Source organism: Bradyrhizobium sp. U87765 SZCCT0048, from assembly GCF_018131225.1.
GTDB lineage: Bacteria > Pseudomonadota > Alphaproteobacteria > Rhizobiales > Xanthobacteraceae > Bradyrhizobium_A.
On sequence record NZ_JAFCMM010000002.1, the window covers coordinates 140,491 to 153,930 of the forward strand.

16 protein-coding genes and 1 riboswitch are annotated in these 13,440 nt (G+C 68.6%); of the genes, 8 read left to right on the forward strand and 8 right to left on the reverse strand.

What is annotated here, in order from left to right; all coding sequences use genetic code 11:
• Position 1: 1 nt before the first annotated feature.
• The 3 genes from JQ639_RS13935 to JQ639_RS13945 form a co-directional block, all read right to left on the reverse strand.
• The gene (locus tag JQ639_RS13935) at positions 2 to 676 is read right to left on the reverse strand and encodes a response regulator (protein ID WP_211967148.1); all 675 of its coding nucleotides are present in this window, start codon (positions 674 to 676) and stop codon (positions 2 to 4) included.
• An 84-nt stretch (positions 677 to 760) separates the two neighbouring features.
• Positions 761 to 1,819 carry a threonine aldolase family protein gene (locus JQ639_RS13940; protein ID WP_211967147.1) on the reverse strand — a complete coding sequence of 353 codons (1,059 nt, stop codon included), beginning with the start codon at positions 1,817 to 1,819 and terminating at the stop codon, positions 761 to 763.
• A gap of 58 nt (positions 1,820 to 1,877) precedes the next feature.
• A riboswitch (SAM-I-IV-variant riboswitch) is annotated at positions 1,878 to 1,985 on the reverse strand.
• A gap of 69 nt (positions 1,986 to 2,054) precedes the next feature.
• Positions 2,055 to 3,074, reverse strand: coding sequence for an aldo/keto reductase (locus JQ639_RS13945; RefSeq protein WP_211967146.1), 1,020 nt, complete (start codon positions 3,072 to 3,074; stop codon positions 2,055 to 2,057).
• 143 nt (positions 3,075 to 3,217) lie between these two features.
• On the opposite strand from JQ639_RS13945, the gene JQ639_RS13950 reads away from it, so the two are divergent.
• Entirely contained in the window at positions 3,218 to 3,559 is a 342-nt protein-coding gene (locus JQ639_RS13950; protein WP_211967145.1) for a GrlR family regulatory protein, read from the forward strand.
• A gap of 92 nt (positions 3,560 to 3,651) precedes the next feature.
• Entirely contained in the window at positions 3,652 to 4,356 is a 705-nt protein-coding gene (locus JQ639_RS13955; RefSeq protein ID WP_211967144.1) for a glutathione S-transferase N-terminal domain-containing protein, read from the forward strand.
• Between the two features lie 104 nt (positions 4,357 to 4,460).
• On the opposite strand, the gene JQ639_RS13960 is transcribed toward JQ639_RS13955, so the two are convergent.
• The 3 genes from JQ639_RS13960 to JQ639_RS13970 form a co-directional block, all read right to left on the reverse strand.
• Complete coding sequence (locus JQ639_RS13960) at positions 4,461 to 5,159, reverse strand: outer membrane protein (RefSeq protein WP_211967143.1); 699 nt, start codon at positions 5,157 to 5,159, stop codon at positions 4,461 to 4,463.
• Positions 5,160 to 5,386: 227 nt separating this feature from the next.
• Positions 5,387 to 5,902 (reverse strand): RNA polymerase sigma factor, encoded by a 516-nt coding sequence (locus tag JQ639_RS13965; protein ID WP_211967142.1) that lies wholly within the window; start codon positions 5,900 to 5,902, stop codon positions 5,387 to 5,389.
• Positions 5,899 to 6,117, reverse strand: a complete 219-nt coding sequence (locus tag JQ639_RS13970) for a YgaP-like transmembrane domain (RefSeq protein ID WP_211967141.1) — start codon at positions 6,115 to 6,117, stop codon at positions 5,899 to 5,901. Before JQ639_RS13970 ends, JQ639_RS13965 begins: the two co-directional genes overlap by 4 nt.
• 153 nt (positions 6,118 to 6,270) lie before the next feature.
• On the opposite strand from JQ639_RS13970, the gene JQ639_RS13975 reads away from it, so the two are divergent.
• Positions 6,271 to 6,681, forward strand: coding sequence for a carboxymuconolactone decarboxylase family protein (locus JQ639_RS13975; RefSeq protein WP_211967140.1), 411 nt, complete (start codon positions 6,271 to 6,273; stop codon positions 6,679 to 6,681).
• Between the two features lie 33 nt (positions 6,682 to 6,714).
• On the opposite strand, the gene JQ639_RS13980 is transcribed toward JQ639_RS13975, so the two are convergent.
• Entirely contained in the window at positions 6,715 to 7,656 is a 942-nt protein-coding gene (locus JQ639_RS13980; protein ID WP_211967139.1) for an acetamidase/formamidase family protein, read from the reverse strand.
• A gap of 281 nt (positions 7,657 to 7,937) precedes the next feature.
• Positions 7,938 to 8,204, reverse strand: a complete 267-nt coding sequence (locus tag JQ639_RS13985) for a metal-sensing transcriptional repressor (RefSeq protein ID WP_211967138.1) — start codon at positions 8,202 to 8,204, stop codon at positions 7,938 to 7,940.
• 388 nt (positions 8,205 to 8,592) lie between these two features.
• On the opposite strand from JQ639_RS13985, the gene JQ639_RS13990 reads away from it, so the two are divergent.
• The 5 genes from JQ639_RS13990 (at position 8,593) to JQ639_RS14010 (ending at position 13,333) form a co-directional block, all read left to right on the forward strand.
• Positions 8,593 to 8,880 (forward strand): hypothetical protein, encoded by a 288-nt coding sequence (locus tag JQ639_RS13990; protein ID WP_211967137.1) that lies wholly within the window; start codon positions 8,593 to 8,595, stop codon positions 8,878 to 8,880.
• Positions 8,881 to 9,078: 198 nt separating this feature from the next.
• Positions 9,079 to 9,375: a hypothetical protein gene (locus JQ639_RS13995; protein ID WP_211967136.1), complete on the forward strand. Its 297-nt coding sequence runs from the start codon at positions 9,079 to 9,081 to the stop codon at positions 9,373 to 9,375.
• Positions 9,372 to 11,021, forward strand: a complete 1,650-nt coding sequence (locus JQ639_RS14000; protein WP_211967135.1) for an NRAMP family divalent metal transporter — start codon at positions 9,372 to 9,374, stop codon at positions 11,019 to 11,021. The genes JQ639_RS13995 and JQ639_RS14000 overlap by 4 nt, the downstream gene beginning before the upstream one ends.
• Positions 11,022 to 11,062: 41 nt before the next feature.
• Positions 11,063 to 11,230: a hypothetical protein gene (locus tag JQ639_RS14005; protein WP_211967134.1), complete on the forward strand. Its 168-nt coding sequence runs from the start codon at positions 11,063 to 11,065 to the stop codon at positions 11,228 to 11,230.
• 111 nt (positions 11,231 to 11,341) lie between these two features.
• A complete protein-coding gene (locus tag JQ639_RS14010; RefSeq protein ID WP_211967133.1) occupies positions 11,342 to 13,333 on the forward strand; it encodes a carbohydrate porin in 1,992 nt (663 codons plus the stop codon).
• The last annotated feature ends 107 nt before the right edge of the window (positions 13,334 to 13,440 follow it).

Sequence of the window (13,440 nt, forward strand, 5' to 3'; positions counted from 1 at the left end):
GCTACTTGTCCTCGGACAGGAGGTAGCCGACGCCTCGGATGGTGTGGATCTGCAGGCTCGCGCCGCTCTCGGCGAGCTGCTTGCGCAGCCGCGATACATAGACCTCGATGGCGTTGGACGCGACCTCGCCGTCGAGCCCGAAGATGTGATCCTCGACGTTCTTCTTGGGCACCACGCGGCCCTGGCGGCGCAGCAGGATCTCCAGCACCGAGGTCTCGCGGGCGAAGAACACGTGGGGCTTGCCGTCGACGAACACCTGGCGGCTCTCGGTGTCGTAGACGAGGTTGCCGAGATGCAGCGAGCGCCCGAGCAACTGGCCCGGCCGGCGCAGGATCGCCTCCAGCCGTGCGACCAGTTCCTCCAGCGCGAACGGTTTCACCAGGTAGTCGTCGGCGCCGCTGCGCAGGCCGGTGACGCGGTCCTGCAGGCCATCGCGCGCGGTCAGCACCAGCACCGGCAACGGATCCTTGCGATGGCGGATCTCCCGGAGGATGGCAAGACCATCGCCGTCCGGCAGGCCGAGATCGAGCACCAGCGCGGCAAAATGCGTGGTGGTCAGCGCGGCGCGCGCCTCGGACGCGCTGTTGAGCACGTCGACCGCAAAGCCGGCCGCGACCAGCCCCTTCGCCAGCAGCCGCGCCAGCTCGACATTGTCCTCGACGATCAACAGTCTCATGGGCGGCTCGTGCCGGTTGTCCTGCGGATGTGGTAAGGCCGCAGGACGGGTTTGGCCAATGTAATTTTCACAGTGCTGGCGCGGTCAGGCGGAGCCCTCCTGCGCCCCCGCTGCGGCGGCGATCTCGCGGAGATCGGCGGCAAGGCGGTCGACCCGCGCAAGGTCGGCGTCCCAGGCGAACATGAACCGGGCCCCGCCACCGATGAAGGTGTAGAAGCGCCAGCCGCGGTCGCGCAGCCCCGCCAGCACCGCCTCGTCCGCGCGCACGAATACCGCGTTGGCCTCGACCGGAAACATGATCTCGAGCCCCGCCACCCCGGCGATCCCGCGCGCGAGGCGCTGCGCGCAGGCATTGCCATGCGCGGCATTGGCGAGCCAGGCGCCGCTCGCCAGCATGCCGACCCACGGCGCGGCAAGAAAGCGCATCTTGGAGGCGAGCTGACCCGCCTGCTTGCAGCGGTAGTCGAAATCCTCCGCGAGCTTCGGATCGAAGAACAGGATCGCCTCGCCCGCCGCCATGCCGTTCTTGGTGCCGCCAAAGCAAAGCACGTCGACCCCGGCGCGCCAGGTCAGATCCGCCGGGCTGCAGCGCAGATGGGCGCAGGCGTGGGCGAAGCGCGCCCCGTCCATGTGCAGGTGCAGGCCAAGCTCGCGGCACGCCGCCGCGATCGCCCGCACCTCGTCGACGCTGTAGACCTGCCCGGTCTCGGTCGGCTGGGTGATGGTCACCACCCGCGGCTTGGGAAAGTGAATGTCGCGGCGGTTGGTGGCGAGCGCGCGGATCGCCTGCGGCGTCAGCTTGCCGCCAATCGCCGGCGCCACGAGCAGCTTGGAGCCGTTGGAGAAGAACTCCGGCGCGCCGCACTCGTCGGTCTCGACATGGGACGTCTCCGAGCAGATCACGCTGTGGTAAGACTGGCACAGCGCTGCCAGCGCCAGCGAGTTCGCCGCCGTGCCATTGAAAGCAAAGAACACCTCGCACGGCGTCTCGAACAGCGCGCGGAACGCATCCGACGCCTTCGCCGTCCAGACGTCGTCGCCATAGGCCGGCGCGTGACCGGTATTGGCCTCGGCCATCGCCTGCCAGGCAGCCGGACAGATGCCGGAATAGTTGTCGCTGGCGAATTGCTGGAGTTCGGTCATGTCTGCGCCTTTCCTCGTGACGGCCATCGACCGGGAAGACCAGACGCGCGGATGTGGCTTGGGCCCGTTTGGTTGCCGGATCGGCCGCATCTCCCCAGACCGGGGACCGCCACCTTGCTCGGGAGCAGGTTGGCGTTGAGCGTCAGCTCAACTCGTGATGGTGACCATGCCCATAGACGGGAAACGCCGCACTGGCAAGGGCCGCGGGCAACGATCGCCCGCGGCCATGCGCGGGTCAGTCGAGCGGCGTGGTGCGCGGACGGCGGCCCTCGATCGGATAGGCCGGATCGTTGTAGCCCGGCGTCGAGGGATGGCCGGGCACCACGAGGCTGTCGATCAGCGCCTCGTCCTCGGCTGTGAAGCGATAGTCGAGCGCTGCGACATAGTCGTCCCACTGCGCCTCGGTGCGCGGCCCGGCGATCACCGCATCGATCAGGCGATTGTTAAGCACCCAGGCGACCGCAAACTGCCCGGCGGTGATGCCGCGCGCCTCCGCATGGGCGCGGATGGTCTGCGCCAGCTTCAGCGATTCCGGTCGCCACTCGGTCTGCAGGATGCGCGCATCGTTGCGGCCGGCGCGCGTGCCCTGCTGCGGCCGCTCGTCGGGTGCGTACTTGCCGGTCAGCACGCCGCGCGCCAGCGGACTATAAGGCACGACGCCGAGGCCGTAGAACTGGCACGCCGGCAACTGCTCGACCTCCGGCATGCGGTTCATGGCGTTGTAGTAGGGCTGGCTGACCACCGGGCGATCGATGCCGAGGCCATCGCAGATGTTGCAGATCTCGGCCACGCGCCAGGCGCGATAGTTCGAGACACCGAAGTAGCGCACCTTGCCCTGGCGGATGAGATCCCCCATCGCCCGCACCGTCTCCTCGAGCGGCGTGCCGTGGTCTTCCTTGTGCAGGTAGTAGATGTCGACATAGTCGGTGCCGAGCCGCTTCAGGCTCTCCTCGACGGCCTGCGTCAACCACTTGCGCGACAACCCGCGACGGTTGACGCCTTCGCCGATCTGGTTGGCCGCCTTGGTGGCGAGCACCCAGTCGTGGCGCTGCGCCGCGATGGCGCCGCCGACGATGGCCTCCGACCGGCCCTGGGCATAGACATCGGCGGTATCGATGAAATTGACGCCGGCGTCTTTCGCCTTCGCCACGATGGTGGCGGACGTGACCTCGTCGGTGGCGTCGCCGAACATCATGGTGCCGAGGCACAGCGGCGAGACCTTCAGGCCACTACGGCCGAGATTGCGATGGTTCATGGCTTCTCCCGTCGTTCGCCTCCGGAAGCGACCGGGGCGGCGGGCCGATTGTCGGCGATCGCGCCCCCCTGTTACAACTGCTGCCGCGACATGACGGCGCTCACGGTCCCGTGCGCCGGGAATGGCGCCGGACGGGGGCGGCAGTGCGAAACGGGCTCTATGCGATCCGGATCGAGATGCGCGACGGCGTCAGGGGGCGCGCTACCGGCGTGATCGTGCTACGCGATGGCGCACTGGCCGGCGGCGACAGCCATTTCTACTACACCGGCCGCTATCTCGTGACCGGTGACAAGTGGCGCGGCGAGTTGGTCACCCACCAGCACACCCCTGCCGACGGCCCGCGGCCGCTGTTCGGCGAGCGCGATGTCAGTGTCGGCTTCTCCGGCCACCACGATGCGGGCGGAGCCGCCGTCCATGGCACGGCGCTGGTGGGCAGCCGCAGCATCAGCTTCCACGCCGTGCTGCATCGTCTCGCCGACGCCTGAGGCTGCGACGCACCGCTTGCGCCGCCGCCGCGCGCCGCTATGGTCCGGGCCGCATCCCGCGATCCGCAAGGTCGCCCGCCGTGGAGTTCGATATGCCTGACCTTTCTGCCTTCCCAATCACCAGGCGCTGGCCCGCGCAGCACCCCGACCGCCTGCAGCTCTACTCGCTGCCGACCCCGAACGGGGTGAAGGTGTCGATCATGCTGGAGGAGATCGGCCTGCCCTACGAGCCGCACACCATCGATATCGGCAAGAACGAGAGCTGGACGCCGGAATTCCTGTCCCTCAACCCGAACGGCAAGATCCCCGCGATCATCGATCCCGATGGCCCCGGCGGCAAGCCGCTGGGGCTGTTCGAGTCCGGCGCCATCCTGGTCTACCTCGCCGACAAGACCGGCAAGCTGATGCCGACCGATGCCGCCGCGCGCTACGAGACGCTGCAGTGGGTCTTCTTCCAGATGGCCGCGATCGGCCCGATGTTCGGCCAGGTCGGCTTCTTCCACAAGTTCGCCGGCAAGGACATCGCCGACAAGCGGCCGCTGGAGCGCTACGTCGCGGAATCCAAGCGTCTGCTCGGCGTCCTTGAGACCCGCCTCGACGGCCGTGATTGGATCATGGGCGACGACTACACCATCGCCGACATCGCGACGCTCGGCTGGGTACGCAACCTCGTCGGCTTCTATGGCGCCGGCGAACTCGTCGACTACAAGAGCCTTTCGCGCGTGCCGGCGTGGCTGGAGCGCGGGCTGGCGCGCCCGGCCGTGCAGCGAGGCCTGGACATCCCAAGGCGTCCGTGAGCGGCCGCACGGCGCAGGATTGCCGCGAACGGCAGGCCAAAAACGCGAGCCACAAAAAAAAGCCCGGCGCTGCCGGGCTTTTTCATGAGCGGAGATTTGCAGGCTCAGCCGCCCCAGTTGAAGCGGTAGTTGATGCCCGCCTTCACGGTGTGGACATCCGGCGTGTAGCCGATGGTCGTGCCGCTGATCGTGTCGGTCACGTTGGTCTTGCCGAAATTGTAGTACTGGTACTCGACCTTGCCCGACCAGTTCGGCGTGAACATGTATTCGAGACCGGTGCCGACCGTGTAGCCGACCGTGTTGCGGCTGACGGTGAACGGACGCGCGGTGCCGAGCAGGGTGTCGGTATCCCACACGCCGTTGCCGTCGCGGAAGCCGACACCGCCCTTGACGTACAGCAGCGCCGGGCCCCAGGCGTAGCCCAGACGCGCGGTCACCGACCCGAGATTGCTGGCACGGTCGGAGATAGTGAAGCCGCCGGGCACGAAAGCCACCGACGACGTGTTGCGATCGGTCCAGGAGTACTGTCCCTCGATGCCGAGCACCCAGTTGCTCGCGAACTGGTAGTCGGCGCCGACCTGCACACCACCCAGGAAGCGGCCGTCGTTATTGCCGAACGCCGAGCTGCCGCCGAATGCGCCGCCGACATGACCGCCGATGTAGAAGCCGGTCCAGTTGTAGATCTGCGGCGGAATGTAGGCCGGGGGCGGCGCCTTGGTGTAGACGCGGGCCGGCAGGTCGGCCGCAACGGCGGAAGAGGCGAATGCGACTGCGCCAAGCGCCGCGAGAGCAAGCTTTTTCATGACGATCCCCATATGCTCGAAACAACGTTCGTGAATGATCGCGGAAACAACGCACGATATTGTTCCGCGTTCCCCGGACATTTTTCTCTTCTTGCCGATTGTGGCGCGGGCGCAACATTCTTGAAACGACATGTCGCGCGCACTTCGTTCCCGCCGCAATCATCACGTTTTCGCGACTGATCTCCTACGGAGTGGGAACCGGCGGTGGCGCACGCCGGTTCCGCAACTCAAGCCGCGAGATAGTCGCGGATCAACGCACGGGCGCGGTGCAATCGTGCCTTCACCGCCTCGCGGCTCGCCGACACCGCGGCGGCGATCTCGTCGATGGTGAGTTCCTCGACGTCGCGCAGCAGCACGATGCGACGATAATGTTCCGGCAACGCCTCGATGGCGCGGGCGAGATCGACACGCAGCTCGCCATCGGATGCGGTCGCCGACCGCCCGGCGACCTCTGCGTCCTCGATCGGCACCGCAAGGCCCGTCAGGCCGCGAGCGAGCCGCCAGCAGGTGCGCCGTACCATCGTCGCCAGCCAGCCGGAGAAGGCGCCGATGGCACGCAGTGTCGCAATCCTGCGGTACAGCAGGATCAGGACCTCCTGCACCGCCTCCTCGACATCGCTCGCCGTGCGGCAGTTGTACCGGGCATAGCGGCGGATATCCGGCTGCGCCTGGGCCAGCAGGCGCGCGATGGCGGCGCCGTCGCCATCACGGGCGGCGGCGATGAGATCGGGCTCGGCCATCATGGCTGCGGTCTGCGTCCCACCATGGCGCACACTGGGCAGAAGCCGAGGAACGCCGTCAACAGCGCCGTGGCGCCGGCGGCGAGCAGCGCCCAGCCGAGCGCGCCGCCCCAGGCGGCCGTCACGGCACAAGCGATCAGCGCCAGCCCCAGCGCGGCGCGCGACCAGCACTCCCGGGCCCGCAGGTTCTTCAGATGGATGTTCTTCAGATCGATCATGGGTCGGTGCCTCCGTGAGGGTGATGGCCAACAGAGGCGGCGAGCGGCACGACCGGTTCGCGACCGTGCCGAAAAATTCTGCCGAACCGGCGCACCGGTCGGCGGCTACGGCGCCTCCCTTGGCGGTGACCGTGCCAACCTCAGGAACCCGCCATGACCCAGCCGACCCCGACCCAAGCTGCGCCAACTCAAGCCGCGCCAACTCAAGCCGCTCCGACCCAAACCACTCCGACCGACAGCACCCGTGATCTCGACCTCACCCCGCGCCTGCTCGCGCTCGCCAGCCCCGAGGGCCGCGCCTTCCTGGCGTTCAACGGCGCCGCCGAACGCACCGACGGCGTCCTCCCGCGCAAGTATCGCGAGCTGATCGCGCTCGGCGTCGCGCTGACGACGCAATGCATGACCTGCATCGAGGTGCACACCCGTCACGCTCGCGCCCATGGCGTCACCGCCGAGGAACTGGCCGAAGCGGCCTTCGTCGCCGCGGCGGTGCGCGCCGGCGGCTCCCTCGCCCACGCGCTGGCGGCGCTGCGCCGCTTCGACGCGGCGGTGCTGGAAGGCTGACCGGAGGCGGCGGGACGGCGGCCGCCGCCCCTATCAGCCGTGCGCGACCGTCTTTGCGATCATGCAGTGGATCCCCTTGGAGCCGTTGACCGTCTGAGTCACCCGCAGGTCGGCGGCAAGGCTGCACAGCGTGTAGGCGTCCTCGCGCGACAGCCCGCGCACCTCGCCGAGCAGCACGATCATGTCGCGCAGCGCCCGCACCACGCACTGGTCGAGGTCCGGGTCCATCGCCATGGTGATGTAATGCGTCGGCGTCTCCGCCCGCGGATAGGTGAAGCGCAGGTCCTTGCGCAGGGTGAAGGCGAAGCGCCCCTGCAGCGCCGTCTCGATGGCGGTGATGCAGACCTCCCCATCGCCCTGCACGCCATGGCCGTCGCCGCATGAGAACATCGCGCCGGGCACGAACACCGGCAGATAGAGTTTGGCGCCGACGACCAGTTCCTTGTTGTCGAGGTTGCCGCCCATGGCGCGCGGCACCAGCGAGGTGATGCGGCCCCAGGCCGGCGGCGGCGCCACGCCCATCACGCCGAAGAACGGCGACAGCGGCAGGTCGAGCCCCCATGGCAGGCGGCCAACCATGCGTGCGGCATCGAGCGGGATGTTGAGCAGCCGCGCCTCATGGAAATCGTCGGGCAGCGTGCCGCCGAGCGGGCGGATCAGATTCCAGCCCCAGTCCTGCGCCAGGCGGATGTCGAGGATCTCGACCTCCAGCACGTCGCCGACCTCGGCGCCCTCCACCGCGACCGGTCCGGTGAGGATGTGGCCGGGCAGCATGCGCTCGCTGCGGGCATGGATATCGTACAGCGCCGGCGGGATGGTGAAGCGCGCCTTGTCCGGCAGCACGTCGGGGCCGCCACTCAGCGTATCGATCGTCACCTCGTCGCCGCTGCGCACCGTGAGTACCGGCTTGAGGGCCGCGTCGAAGAAGCCCCAGTGGCAGGTTTCGGGGCTGGCGTGGAGATGATGATGGACCATGAGTGGATGCCGTGATGCTGGAAGGACCGGTTGTGGCGAGGCTCGCCGATGATCCGTCCATTGAAGCATCACCGCGGCGTCCGGTCGAGCCGGCCGCGCACGCCGGGCACGAACCACGGCGACGCGGCGGCGGTTGTGCCGGGGACGAGATGTCGCAAGACGCCGCCCGCGGCACGCCGGACCCCCCTCCGTGCAACCGACTTGCCGCCGCACGCCCGTGGTTCCCGTCGGCGCCGCGCGGGACATGCGCCCGGCGAATCGCGTTCTGCGGATCCGGCGGCCTACAGATACTTGGTGACGAGCTTGAATTCCTTGAGCGAGGCGCGCGCCGCGGGGCCGGCGGACTTCAGCGGCTGCTCCAGGCACTGCGTGATGTGATCGTGAATCAGCGCCTTCTTGGCGTTCTCGATCGCGCCCTCGACCGCCTGCAGCTGCTGGGCGATCTGCAGGCACGGCTTGCCCTCCTCGATCATGCGGATGATGGTCTGCAGGTGGCCGTCGGCGCGCTTGAGCCGCTTGACGATGGCGGGATGATGGTTGTCAGGCATTGTTTCTCCTATCCTGCCGGCAGGATACCATCGATCCTCCCCCAAGGATATGACCTATCCTCCCCCCTGGATGCAGAAAAGCGCTTGACAGGCCTTTGGGGCGGGCGTACTGGCCAATTGTTCCGGACATTTTGTTCCGGATGGAAGCGGCACAGCCATCGACATGATGACCACGCCGCCTTCCGATCAGCACCCAACGAAGGACTCCGTACGACCTTGGGCAGTAGCAGCTCCGGCAGTAGCGACGGCGGCATAGGCCGCTTCGCCCTGCCATACGACAACAGCTCCGATCGCGACGGCCCCGGCCGCGTGAGCACTGACGGTTACGCCGCGCGCTGACCGCCCTGCCTCACCGACCTGCCGCACGATGCGGATGTGGAGGTGAGCGATGTTCGAAAAACTCGCACAATTTCGGCCGTTTGGCCCGCGCCGCGTCGGCGGCGTGGCGACGGCCATCCGAACCACTGTTTCCAATGACAACCAGCCGGGTTTTCGCCGCTCGGCCGGCCAGCGCCGGATTCCAAAACCGGTGCTGGTCTGTCATTGGATCCTGACCGACGGCGGACGTCTGGCCTGCCACTGGGAGGTCGACGACAGCACCGCGCCGCGCGACGGACGCTCGCGCGCGGCGGTGCCGCCCCTTCCCCACCAACCGCCGCGGCGCGCCGCGGGATAAGCGCAGGAGATCCGCATGGACGAGGGACCTAGTCGTCCCGTCGCCCGCCGATCCGGCGTGGCGACGGGAATCCCTTCGGGACACTTCATCCTTCAGCAGTTGGCCGTGACGCGATCCGGCCGAGGCCGCATGAGCGCCTGACGCTCCCGCTCGCCTCGGTGCCGGCTGTCACGGCACGGGCGAACACGGGAGATCGCCATGACCGGCATCGACAACGCACACCGGCAGCCGCCGCGCACGGCGGCATCCAACGATCCCATCGCGGGCGCGCTCGCGCCCGTCCTCACCAGCGCCATCGCCATCATCCGCGAGAGCGGCGGCCTCGTCCGCCATCTCGCCGGCTTCGGCGTCGCGCTGCTGGTATCCCCGACGCCACCTTCGCGCTCCGCCGCGGACCGGCCCCGCACGGCCGCGCCCGCGCGCGACAACGTCATCCCCTTTCCGATCGCGCCTGCCGTGCGGCCGCGATCCACGCATCATGGACTGACATCATGACCACCCTCCAGGATACCAACCTGCACATGCCGCGCACGGCCGTGCTCGACGACGCCCATGTCGGCGACATTCACGGTGCGCTGGGCACCATCCGCCAGGCCGACCATGGCCCCCGCACGGGCCTGTGGGCCCGCTGCAAGACCCTCCTGGCGATCATCGGCCCCGGCCTGATCGTGATGGTCGGCGACAACGATGCCGGCGCCTTCGGCACCTACACCCAGGCCGGCCAGAACTACGGCACCACGCTGTTGTGGACGCTGCTGCTGCTGATCCCGGTGCTCTACGTCAACCAGGAGATGGTGGTGCGGCTCGGCGCGGTCACCGGCGTCGGCCACGCCCGGCTGATCTTCGAACGCTTCGGCAAGTTCTGGGGCGCCTTCAGCGTCATCGACCTGTTCCTGCTCAACGCCCTCACCCTGGTCACCGAGTTCATCGGCGTCAGTCTCGCGCTCAGTTATCTCGGCCTGCCCCAGGCCTGGGGCGTGCCGGCGTCGGCTCTGATCGTGATGCTCGCGGTCTCGACCGGCAACTTCCGCCGCTTCGAGCGCTTCGCCATCGTACTGGTCGTCGGCAGCCTGCTGCTGGTGCCGGTGGTGTTGATGGTGCATCCCCCGGTCGGCCAGATCGCCCGCGACTTCTTCGTGCCGAAAATGCCCGAGGACGCCAAGCTCAGCGAGGTGATGCTGCTGATTATCGCCATTGTCGGCACCACGGTGGCGCCCTGGCAGCTGTTCTTCCAGCAGAGCTACATCGTCGACAAGCGCATCACGCCGCGCTTCATCCGCTACGAGCGCTGGGATCTGTGCCTCGGCATCGTGCTGGTGATCCTCGGCGCGGTGGCGATGATGAGCTTCTGCGCGGCGACCTTCGCCGGCCGTCCCGAGTTCGGCAACTACACCGACGCGCTCGGCACCGCGAAGGGGCTGGAAGCCTATTACGGCCGCCTGCCGGCGACCCTGTTCGCCATCGCCCTGCTCGACGCCAGCATCATCGGCGCCGCCGCGGTGTCGCTGTCCACCGCCTACGCCATTGGCGACGTGTTCTCGCTGAAGCACTCGCTGCACCGCAAGCCGAAGGAGGCCAAAGGCTTCTACGGCGTCTACTTCGGCCTCATCGCGCTGGCCGCGGTGCTGGTGCTGACGCCGGGCACGCCGCTCGGCCTGCTCACCAACGCGGTGCAGACCCTCGCGGGCGTGCTGCTGCCGAGCGCGACCGTGTTCCTGCTGCTGCTGTGCAACGACAAGGCCGTGCTGGGCCCCTGGGTGAACTCGCGCATGCTGAACCTGTTCACCGGCGCCGTGGTGGCCGGGCTCGTGATGCTCTCGATCATCCTCACCGCATCGGTGCTGTTCCCGGACATCAACGAGAACTGGATCACCGGCATCCTGGTCGGCGGCAGCGCGCTCGGCATCATCGTCACCGCGCTGATCAAGCTGTACGACACCAGCGTGCCCAAGCCGCGTTTCGCGGTGACGGCGCGCCAGCCGGATCCCGCGACCTGGCGCATGCCGCCGCTTGACGAACTGCCCCGTGCCCAGCTCAGCCCGCTCAGCCGGATCTGGATGCTGGTGCTGCGCGGCTACCTCGTCGTCGCCGGCGGCCTCGTGCTGGTGCGCATCGTCCAGCTCGCGATGGCCGGCGCATGACCGGCACGCCGGGAGCGCTCAGCCGATGGAGCGCACGGCTCATGCTGCAACTCGCCAGCCTGACCCTGCGCACCGCCATCGCCTGCCGCTTCCCGCGCGGCCCGCTCCGTGTCGCGCTCGCGCTCGCGAGCGGGCTGGAGCGGCTGGGCGCGGCGCTGCTGCTCGGGCCGCGCCGCAACGCCGATCGCTCGGTCTGCAACCGCGACTGACGCGCCCGCCCGCGGGCGCCTCGCCTCCTCCCACCGCGCCGGCCACCGCCGGCGCGCCGCATCACCGCGTGCCGAACGCACGCACCAACACCGATCTCCTTCGAGGATCCCATGAAACGTATTCACCTGGCCGTCGGCGGCCTGCAGGCCATCATCGCCACCAGCGCGCTCGGCGCCGACCTGCCAGCGCCGGCGCTGCCGCTCAAGGCGCCCGCCGCCTCGCTCTACAATTGGACGGGCTTCTATCTCGGCGGCCATGCCGGCTATGGCACCGGCAGCCTCGGCCCGAACACCCTGCCGATTCCCGACCAGGGCGTATTCGTCGATCCGACCGTGACCGGACTGATCGCCGGTTTTCAGGGCGGCTACAACCTGCAGCTCCGCAACAACTGGGTGGTGGGCGTCGAAGCCGACATCTCGCTGTCGAGCCCGGTCGACCAGTCACGGCTGGCGCCGGCGCCATACAACACCACGCTCGATTTCACCGGCACGGCGCGCGCCCGTCTCGGCTATGCGTTCGGTCCGGTGCTGCCCTACGTCGCCGCCGGCCTTGCCTTCGGCCAGAGCAAGATGATCGGCTATGACGACAGCGGCAATCCGCTGTCGTCGCGCGAGCGCCTGCATCTTGGCTGGAGCGCCGGCGCCGGCGTCGAGCTCGCGGTCGGCGGGCCGTGGAGCGCCCGCATCGCCTATGACTATCTCGACCTCGGCCGCAGGACGTACGCCGTCGACGGCCTCGCGCTGCCGGGTGTCGGCGTCGATCCGAAAATCCAGACCGTCACGGTCGGCCTGAACTACCGGCTGTGGGACACGCCCGCGGGCTCGGCAGCGCCGCTCTCCGCGCTGCCGTTCCCGGCGCCGTCGCGGGACTGGAACGTGCATGGCCAGACCACCTTCATCGTGCAGGGCTATCCGTCGATCCGCTCGCCCTACGAGGGCGCGAGCAGCCTGCCCCGTGGCGGCCAGGCCCGCGAAACGCTGACCATGGACGCATTCCTCGGCTGGCGGCTGTGGGACGGCGGCGAGGTCTACTTCAATCCCGAACTCGCCCAGGGCTTTGGCCTCAACGGCACGCTCGGCATCGGCGGCTTCCCCAATGGCGAAGCGCAGAAGGGCGGCGCGGACTACCCCAAGTTCAGGCCGCAGCGCTACATCTTCCGCCAGACCTTCGGCCTCGGCGGCGAGCAGGAAGAGGTCGCCGACGGCCCGATGCAGCTTGCCGGCAAGCGCGACATCGACCGCGTCACGCTGACCGTCGGCCGCTTCGCCGTCGGCGACTATTTCGATGGCAACGCCTACGCCAAGGATCCGCGCGCCGACTTCATGAACTGGGCGATCTGGTCGTCGGGCGCCTATGACTTCCCGGCCGACCTGCCCGGCTTCACCCGCGGCGCGGTGGTCGACCTCAACCGCAAGGACTGGGCGGTGCGCGCCGGCTTCTTCCAGGTGCCGCAAGCGCCCAACAGCGACGTGCTCCTCTACAAGGGCGGCGCCGGCGGCGTGGTGGAATTCGAGGAACGTCACACGATCCTCGGCCAGGGCGGCAAGCTGAGGTTCGGCGTGTTCGCCAACCGCGGCAACACCGGCACCTATCGCGACGCGCTCGGCATCGTCGCCGTCGATCCGACCATCGCCATCAACGACGCCATGGCGAGCATCCGCGAGAACCGCGTCAAATACGGCTACTACGCCAACCTCGAGCAGGCGGTGACCGAGGACATCGGCGTGTTCGCACGCTGGAGCTGGAACGACGGCAAGAGCGAGATCCTGTCGTTCACCGACATCGACCGCAGCCTGTCCGGCGGCGTCTCGATCAAGGGCCGCGCCTGGGGCCGCCCCGACGATACCATCGGCATCGGCGGCGCGCTCAACGGCCTGTCGGTCGCGCATCGCGACTTCCTGGCGGCCGGCGGCACCGGCCTGCTGATCGGCGACGGCCGGATCAACTACAGCATGGAGAAGATCCTCGAGGCCTACTACGCCTGGCGGGTCAACGGCTGGAGCACGGTGACCCTGGACTACCAGTTCGTCGCCAGCCCCGCCTACAACGCCGACCGCGGACCCGTCTCCATCATGGCGCTGCGCGCCCATGCGGAGTTCTGACGCAAGCCGCGAGCGCATTCGCGTCCGATGGCAACGCGAACGCGCCCGGGCTTGTTGCCCGCAGCGTTTTCCTCCAGCGAACCCGTGCCCCCTTCGCTCGAAAATGC

What these genes read in the sequence shown, in the direction of transcription:
- JQ639_RS13935 (WP_211967148.1), bottom strand. Translation starts at nt 676, where the DNA reads ATGAGACTGTTGATCGTCGAGGACAATGTCGAGCTGGCGCGGCTGCTG.
- JQ639_RS13940 (WP_211967147.1), bottom strand. Translation starts at nt 1,819, where the DNA reads ATGACCGAACTCCAGCAATTCGCCAGCGACAACTATTCCGGCATCTGT.
- JQ639_RS13945 (WP_211967146.1), bottom strand. Translation starts at nt 3,074, where the DNA reads ATGAACCATCGCAATCTCGGCCGTAGTGGCCTGAAGGTCTCGCCGCTG.
- JQ639_RS13955 (WP_211967144.1), top strand. Translation starts at nt 3,652, where the DNA reads ATGCCTGACCTTTCTGCCTTCCCAATCACCAGGCGCTGGCCCGCGCAG.
- JQ639_RS13960 (WP_211967143.1), bottom strand. Translation starts at nt 5,159, where the DNA reads ATGAAAAAGCTTGCTCTCGCGGCGCTTGGCGCAGTCGCATTCGCCTCT.
- JQ639_RS13965 (WP_211967142.1), bottom strand. Translation starts at nt 5,902, where the DNA reads ATGATGGCCGAGCCCGATCTCATCGCCGCCGCCCGTGATGGCGACGGC.
- JQ639_RS13970 (WP_211967141.1), bottom strand. Translation starts at nt 6,117, where the DNA reads ATGATCGATCTGAAGAACATCCATCTGAAGAACCTGCGGGCCCGGGAG.
- JQ639_RS13975 (WP_211967140.1), top strand. Translation starts at nt 6,271, where the DNA reads ATGACCCAGCCGACCCCGACCCAAGCTGCGCCAACTCAAGCCGCGCCA.
- JQ639_RS13980 (WP_211967139.1), bottom strand. Translation starts at nt 7,656, where the DNA reads ATGGTCCATCATCATCTCCACGCCAGCCCCGAAACCTGCCACTGGGGC.
- JQ639_RS13985 (WP_211967138.1), bottom strand. Translation starts at nt 8,204, where the DNA reads ATGCCTGACAACCATCATCCCGCCATCGTCAAGCGGCTCAAGCGCGCC.
- JQ639_RS13990 (WP_211967137.1), top strand. Translation starts at nt 8,593, where the DNA reads ATGTTCGAAAAACTCGCACAATTTCGGCCGTTTGGCCCGCGCCGCGTC.
- JQ639_RS13995 (WP_211967136.1), top strand. Translation starts at nt 9,079, where the DNA reads ATGACCGGCATCGACAACGCACACCGGCAGCCGCCGCGCACGGCGGCA.
- JQ639_RS14000 (WP_211967135.1), top strand. Translation starts at nt 9,372, where the DNA reads ATGACCACCCTCCAGGATACCAACCTGCACATGCCGCGCACGGCCGTG.
- JQ639_RS14005 (WP_211967134.1), top strand. Translation starts at nt 11,063, where the DNA reads ATGCTGCAACTCGCCAGCCTGACCCTGCGCACCGCCATCGCCTGCCGC.
- JQ639_RS14010 (WP_211967133.1), top strand. Translation starts at nt 11,342, where the DNA reads ATGAAACGTATTCACCTGGCCGTCGGCGGCCTGCAGGCCATCATCGCC.